Origin of the sequence: Flavobacterium ranwuense (assembly GCF_004349315.1) — a bacterium.
Classification (GTDB): Bacteria; Bacteroidota; Bacteroidia; order Flavobacteriales; family Flavobacteriaceae; genus Flavobacterium; species Flavobacterium ranwuense.
In genome coordinates this window covers 371,941-380,019 of record NZ_SMLH01000003.1, presented here as the reverse complement: position 1 = coordinate 380,019, position 8,079 = coordinate 371,941, and the positions used below count along the sequence as shown (strand labels likewise).

Genomic DNA, 8,079 nt, shown 5'->3' with positions numbered 1-8,079 from the left:
GGAGGAACCACTCAAGGCGATTGAAGTTATCGTACAAGTCAATACTTTATCTGCTCCTGCATTTGCATTTGGTGTGTTAGCATCAAGAGTTACTAACGCTACATCAGTAGCGGTACATCCATTTACTGGATCAGTAACGGTTAATGTATACGTACCGGCTGCATTTACTGTTGGTGTAGCTGTTGTAGCACCCGAAACGATGTTTCCGCCAAGACTCGCAACCCAAGAGAAGGTAGCGCCTGCTGTTGTAGAGGAACCGCTCAAGGCAATTGAAGTTATGGTACAAGTCAATACTTTATCGGCGCCCGCATTGGCATTTGGCGGCGTATTGTTTAACGTTACCAAGGCTACATCGGTAGCGGTACATCTATTGGCTGCACTGGTAACGGTTAAGGTATACGTACCTGTCGCATTAACAATTGGTGTGGCTGTATTTGCTCCTGAAACGATGTTTCCACCATTACTTGCAACCCAAGAGAATGTCCCTCCTGATGTGGTTGAACTTCCGCTTAATGCAATGGAAGTTGTTGTACAAGTTAAAACTTTATCTGCACCGGCATTAGCATTTGGAGTAAAATCCAAATTCAACTGAACGGGAGCTCCCGGAAAATCCTTTAATTCAGATTGCGTTGAATTTCCTGAAGACCGTGTTCTAATAAACAGCGTACTGAGTGTAAAGCATGGATTACTATTCGCTGCGAACACTTGTGTAAGATTGATAGCACCCTCAGCCCATTGATTAGGAGCATAAACACCAGGAAAGGTTCCATAGGTATCAAAGGGTACTGTGGTAGTCGAGAAGTTATTGGTAATATAAATTTCGCCCAAAAACTCAGAGTTGGGATGAACTACATATTCATAACCGCCTCCTGCTATTGCCTCCCATTTCCGAATCACGACGGTAGCATCACCGCCTCCCTGGGTAAATTCAATAGTGACCAATACGTCACCGACTGTACGACCACCCTGAGTTCCTAAGGTAGTAAATCCGCCACTGCCACCTGTGATTGGTGCAACACCAGTTGTGGGGTCAACGGCGCCAAAGGTGGCACCAGTAATCGTTAAGGGAGCCTGCAAAAACTCGAAATCTATGTAACTGCTCCCATTGGTCACCTGACGGTCACCTGCAAAAAGAGCCCACAAATCCGTAGCTACTCCAGGTCCACTAGTACCCGAAACAAAGGTTAGACCATCAATACTTACTCCTCCTGTTACACCTGGATCACCATAACTAAAATGAGCGCCCGTGTTTTGGATTTCGTTTTTGGGAGGTGAAGATCCTGCTCCCCAAGTATAGGTGTTTGGATTATCATTTATTTTATTGGAAGAGGTGAATATGGTTGGATCATTTTGATAAGCATCCTTCAACTGATAGGTAACCGGCACAGTGACCGTGGCAGTGGGTTTGTAAAAAACTTCACCGGTAAATGGGTTAATCAAGCCATGACCGGCTATAGTAGGATGCAATTTGTCAAACAAGTCGCCTACAAATTCATACATAGTGCCAATAGGTTCATGAGCAAAGGCGTCGCCGTCAATTGCATGCCCGGCAGTCCCACCCACATTTAAGGGCGGTGATACAGGTGCTACCCCTTGAATGTTCTGCGCATTAACCGTATAACCCGTCATTAAAATTGCCACCAACATAAGGGGCAAAGCAAGCGACTGGCGCCAATAGTTGAGCGATAACCTTGACAGCCGATTAAGAAGAGCCGTGAAATTAAATTTTGAGAAACCTGCGTTGAAACGCCAGGAAAAAGTGCGGCAATAGTCTTGCACACTTTTTATCGTAGAGAATATAAATTTTTTCATAATAATTTGGTTTTAAGACCATATTATTAATAAGTAAAGTGCAAGTAGAAGTTGGGTTTTCGAAAAATTGAAAAGTCCTGTTTCATAGAGTGTAGTTTAATACCATAAATTAGAAAAAAAGGAAGTTACAAATCGGGGCATTAAAAATTGATAAGTTACGAACCAACCTTCATAAACGCATTTATGAAGTACGCCATCATTCAAAGGATTTTTATTGTGGGGAACAATAACTAAATTCTTTTATTAACCAGATTGTTGCTTTAAAAAGCAATCTTACAAACTCTAATCTAAAACAATCAGCATTGAAATTAATAAAATAGACACAAACAAAAGTTTTCTAACTCAGCGAGAAAACTTAAAAAAAACGAAACAACTTCAAAAAACACCTACATGAAGTACTCCATCATCCAAAGAATTTTTTTATTATGAGGAATAAAAAAATCTTTTATTAACCTAAAAGTCGTTAGTATAAAACGACTTAATATGAAAAATTTTGTTAACCAAAGTTAGGTATTACATCAAAAAAAGAAAACAAAAAAAACCTAAACAAGACAAAATTCTATTATTCCCGACAAGAGACACTATTCGCTAAGAAAAGGTTTACAGCTATAAAATATTAATACTGAATTACTGGTTAACTAATTGATAATCAGTTAATTAAGTAATTTATTATTTAAATTTTGTTAATAAAAAAACAATGTTAAAAACAATAAAATTATTTAACACATGGATTATTAATGTCGATTTTTTACCCAACATCTCATTAAAAATATCCAAATCTTATAAGTATAAAAAATGATTGCTATTTTAAGCTTTCAAAAACTTCATAAGGGTCTAAAACATTGATTTTTATTCTTCCAGAATAGTATGAGGCTCTAAAAATGGCACTAAAAAAGACCCTTCATTGCTGAAAGGTCTTTTGTGTTAAAAATTACAATTCGATTCTAATTTCTATTTTACGACAACAGTATTGTTTCTTAAAATTTTGCTAAAAAATAACACATGAGAAGACAAAGCATTTTCCCAATATTCCCAAGTATGTGCTCCTGGGCGTTCGTATAATCATGAGAAAGTATATTGGGAAAATCTTCCAGCATATGTTCCTGAACCTAATAGATGCAAAAAATGTTTAAAATGATAATTGTTATCATTTTACTTTTGGACATTCTAAAAAGGAGTTTTAGTAGTTTCCCAAGAATTAATACTTGGGTGCTTAGTCAAAATTTAAAAAAATTCATAAATAAGACAAAAAAATTAGTAACTTTACTAGACTTTTCCGAAAAAGGAACAAATAACAACTGTCTGAATATCACCTACTTTAAGACTCGTCTATTCCTTTTCTTATACCTTTTTTCTCTTAGTTTATTAATCTAATTCAGTATCCAATTAAAAGAACACTTACGATGAAAATAATACTTACAGGTGCAACGGGCGTTTTGGGTTCTCAAATCATGTATGAAATTCTCGAACTATTCATAAACGAGGGAATTGACGGGAAACTTTTCTTGATTTCCAGAAGCAAAGGAAAAAAAACTGCCTTGGACCGCATAAACGAATTGCTATCTAGCAACTATACACCCCAAATCCTAAAAGAGAAAGGGCTTGAAAAATTAGACCAATACATCGAAATCATCGATACGGATTTGGATTCTATAAAGGAGAATTTTTCAAATAAGATTGATGGCGCCTATTTTATCCATTCGGCAGGGTTTGTCAATTTATCGACAGATGAGGAGCATCGTGAGAAAATATTTGATGAAAACACTAAGAATACCAAAGTCATTTTAAACAATTTTCATCATTTCATAAAAAAATTCATTTACATTGGAACAGCTTTTTCCTCTGGAGAACGCACGGGATTAGTAGACAACGACTTTCATAATCTGGATTTCGTCCCAAAGCATCGCAACGCTTATGAAAATGCCAAATTTCATTCGGAAAACTTTGTGGCTCAACGATGTAAAGCCTTGGGATTACCTTTTCAAATACTGCGTCCGAGCGTTATTTGCGGAAAAATGTTAGGAACCGAAAACAACTATTTCATCTCCAAATACATGGTTTTCTACCTCTTGGCCAAATTTTTCCACTTTGCTGCCCAAAGAAAAACCGAACAGGAAAATGTGCGCTTTATGATTAATGAAAAAACCGGCTTGAATATCATTCCTGTCGATTATGTGGCCAAAGTGATTGTTTCCGTTTTCAGAAGAGATGACATTCAACAACTCAATATTGTCAGCCATAATAGCTTAAATCTCGTGAAGGGATTGGAATTGATTATGAAGGAAGTTGGATACACCAATTATACCATAATTAAAAACAGCCCGCATTTCGAGTATCAAAACACCACCGAAAAATTGTATTACGAGAGCATAGGCAAACACCTAAAACCCTATCTCGTGTCCAGTGCCAAACAATTTAACACTACTTTATTGAATTCCATTCTAGAAATTCCAATACTTGATGATGAAACATTTACTCAATTGATTAGATACGCTAGATTAAACAATTTCAAAGATGTCAACGTTTAATTTTGTTCCCTAATTAAGTATTCTTTACAGTTCTGATGGATTCCGATAGCTATCGGAGGAGGAAACTCCACACAGTTATTAGACACCGTTTGAGGTTAGAGTTTGAGATAAATGTTTGTAATACGAAAAAGACCTCTCATCACTGAAAGGTCTTTTATAAAATCTATTACTATAAATGTAGTTTACATATTTCTTCTGTATTGACCACCCACTTCAAATAAAGCCGAAGTGATTTGTCCCAAAGAACAAACTTTCGTCGCCTCCATTAAGTGTTCGAATAAATTTTCGTTTTTAATGGCCGCTTCCTGAAGCGTATTTAAATGTTCCTTTACTAAATCCTGATTGGACTGATGTAAATGGTTTAACATATCAATTTGGTATTGTTTTTCTTCTTCTGTGGCACGAATTACTTCCGCTGGAATCACCGTTGGTGAACCTTTAGAACTTAAAAAAGTATTTACACCAATAATTGGGAATTCTCCAGTATGTTTCAACGTCTCATAATACAAACTTTCTTCCTGAATTTTACTTCTTTGGTACATCGTTTCCATTGCACCAAGCACACCTCCACGCTCTGTAATCCGGTCGAATTCCAATAAAACTGCTGCTTCAACTAAATCCGTTAGTTCTTCGATAATGAAAGCACCTTGAATTGGATTTTCATTTTTAGCCAATCCTAATTCTTTATTAATAATCAATTGGATTGCCATTGCTCGACGTACGGATTCTTCCGTAGGCGTTGTAATTGCTTCATCATAGGCATTGGTGTGCAATGAATTACAGTTATCATAAATCGCATACAAAGCTTGCAAAGTCGTACGAATATCATTGAAGTCAATTTCCTGTGCGTGCAAAGAACGTCCAGAAGTCTGAATGTGGTATTTCAACATTTGAGCCCGTTCGTTAGCGCCGTATTTATTTTTCATGGCTTTCGCCCAAATTTTACGTGCCACACGACCAATAACTGCGTATTCCGGATCTACTCCATTCGAGAAAAAGAAAGATAAATTTGGTCCAAAATCATTGATGCTCATTCCACGACTCAAATAATATTCCACATACGTGAAACCATTCGATAATGTGAAAGCCAACTGCGTGATAGGATTTGCTCCTGCTTCGGCAATGTGATACCCTGAAATAGAAACCGAATAAAAGTTTCTAACATTTTTAGTAATGAAATATTCCTGCACGTCGCCCATTAATCGAAGGGCAAATTCAGTAGAGAAAATACAGGTATTTTGTGCTTGATCTTCTTTAAGAATATCTGCTTGAACTGTTCCACGAACTTGAGATAGCGTTCTTGTTTTGATTTCATTATAAACATCCAGAGGTAAAACCTGATCTCCGGTAACGCCCAAAAGCATCAACCCTAAACCGTTGTTTCCTTCCGGCAAACCGCCTTGATAATGCGGTCTTTCGACTCCTTTTGCTGCATATATTTTGTTGATTTTTACTTCAACTTCTTTTTCAAGACCGTTTTCTTTGATGTAAAACTCACATTGTTGATCAATCGCTGCATTCATGAAAAAGCCTAACAACATGGGTGCCGGGCCATTAATAGTCATACTTACCGAAGTCATCGCATGGACCAAATCGAAACCGGAATATAATTTTTTGGCATCATCCAAGCAACAAATAGACACTCCGGCATTCCCTATTTTTCCATAAATATCAGGACGTACATGTGGATCATTTCCGTATAAAGTCACACTGTCAAAAGCAGTTGACAATCGTTTTGCCGGTAATCCTGCACTAACGTAATGAAAACGTTTGTTGGTTCTTTCAGGTCCGCCTTCACCGGCAAACATTCTTGATGGATCTTCTCCCTCCCGTTTGAAAGGATATAAACCTGCTGTAAAAGGAAATTCTCCAGGAACATTTTCCTGCAAACACCAACGTAAAATATCGCCCCAAGCTTGGTACTTTGGTAATGCTATTTTCGGTATTTGAGAATGAGAAAGTGATTCCGTATGCGTAGCCATTTTTATTTCTCTGTCACGAACTTTAAAGGTATAAACCGGATTCTTGTACTTGTTTACTTTTTCGTTCCAAGTCAATAAAATTTCCCAATTGTACGGATCTAAATCCATTTTTACTTTATCGAATTGATTCAGTAAAAGATTTAGAAAAATTTTATTTTCAGCAACCCCTTGTTTTTCGAGTTCCAGAGCGCTTGGCAATACAGAGTCATCATCAATACCAGTTTTATTTATAACTGGAAATTTTCCCGAAACACTTTCAATCGTTTTAAAAATACCGTATAATTTTTGAGCTACTTGTTCTTGGCTTACCGCCGTAACATCATATTTCCTGTTGCTTTCGGCAATTTCAGATAAATAACGCGTTCTGTGTGGCGGAATAACGAAGATTTTTTCGCTCATTTCGCGCGTGATTTGAAACGTTGATTTCAAATCAGAATTCGTTTTTTCATGGACTTTATCCATGATCGCTTTGTACAGCGTATTCATTCCCGGATCGTTGAACTGCGAAGCAATCGTCCCGAAAACCGGAAGTGTATCTAAATTAGCATCCCAAAGATTATGGTTGCGTTGGTATTGTTTTTTCACGTCTCGTAACGCATCAAGAGAACCGCGTTTGTCGAATTTGTTTATTGCTACCAAGTCAGCAAAATCAAGCATATCGATTTTTTCCAATTGGGTTGCAGCACCAAATTCCGGTGTCATTACATATAAGGATACATCAGAATGGTCCATAATCTCCGTATCGGATTGACCGATTCCCGAAGTCTCCAAGATAATAATATCATATTTTGCTGCTTTAATCACTTGAATCGCATCGGCAACATATTTAGACAAAGCCAAATTCGATTGACGTGTTGCCAATGAACGCATGTAAACACGAGGATTATTGATGGCATTCATACGGATTCTATCTCCCAACAATGCACCACCCGTTTTTCTTTTGGATGGATCGACAGATATTAATCCGATTGTTTTTTCCGGGAAATCGATTAGAAAACGACGCACTAATTCATCCACTAATGATGACTTTCCTGCTCCACCCGTTCCTGTAATTCCAAGAACCGGAATCGTACTGTTTTCATTCTTTTTTTGGATTGCTTCCAAAGTTTTGGCCGCTACATCAGGGAAATTTTCTGCTGATGAAATGATTCTGCCAATTGCTTTTGGATTTTTTTCTTCCAAATGATCGATTTCATCGCTTAGTTTGTCTCCAATAGCGTAATCAGATTGTTGTACTAAATCATTTATCATTCCCTGCAATCCCATAGCGCGTCCATCATCTGGCGCATAAATTCTGGTGATTCCGTACGCTTGCAATTCGGCAATTTCAGAAGGCAGAATTACACCTCCGCCGCCACCAAATATTTTGATTTGCCCTGCTCCTTTTTCTTGAAGCAAGTCATACATGTATTTGAAATATTCGTTATGCCCTCCTTGATAGGATGTTATTGCAATAGCATTGGCATCTTCTTGTATCGCAGTATTTACTACTTCTTCAACGCTGCGGTCGTGGCCCAAATGGATTACCTCAACACCTGTAGACTGAATAATCCTACGCATAATGTTGATTGCGGCATCGTGACCGTCAAAAAGTGCTGCTGCGGTAACAATTCTTACTTTATTGTTAGGGATATATGGCTTTTGTTGCTCCATTTTATGAATATGATAATTTAAGCCTGCAATTTACGATTTTATTTTAAAAATCATTTGATATTGCTTCTGGTTGTTAATAAATAAGGAAGAATTTTGTTATTTAG

General features: G+C 37.3%; 2 protein-coding genes and 1 pseudogene. 1 reads left to right on the top strand and 2 read right to left on the bottom strand.

From position 1 onward, the window contains the following. Positions 1 to 1,812: pseudogene (locus tag E0I61_RS08235) on the bottom strand (PKD domain-containing protein); the annotation flags it as partial. A 1,403-nt stretch (positions 1,813 to 3,215) separates the two neighbouring features. Here E0I61_RS08235 and E0I61_RS08225 point away from each other — a divergent pair. Next, positions 3,216 to 4,340, top strand: a complete 1,125-nt coding sequence (locus tag E0I61_RS08225) for an SDR family oxidoreductase (RefSeq protein ID WP_132070594.1) — start codon at positions 3,216 to 3,218, stop codon at positions 4,338 to 4,340. A 182-nt stretch (positions 4,341 to 4,522) separates the two neighbouring features. On the opposite strand, the gene E0I61_RS08220 is transcribed toward E0I61_RS08225, so the two are convergent. Then, positions 4,523 to 7,975 (bottom strand): methylmalonyl-CoA mutase family protein, encoded by a 3,453-nt coding sequence (locus E0I61_RS08220; protein ID WP_132070592.1) that lies wholly within the window; start codon positions 7,973 to 7,975, stop codon positions 4,523 to 4,525. Between the last annotated feature and the right edge of the window lie 104 nt (positions 7,976 to 8,079).

Excerpts from the sequence above, each read along its gene's own strand:
- E0I61_RS08225 (WP_132070594.1), top strand. The coding sequence starts at position 3,216 with ATGAAAATAATACTTACAGGTGCAACGGGCGTTTTGGGTTCTCAAATC.
- E0I61_RS08220 (WP_132070592.1), bottom strand. The coding sequence starts at position 7,975 with ATGGAGCAACAAAAGCCATATATCCCTAACAATAAAGTAAGAATTGTT.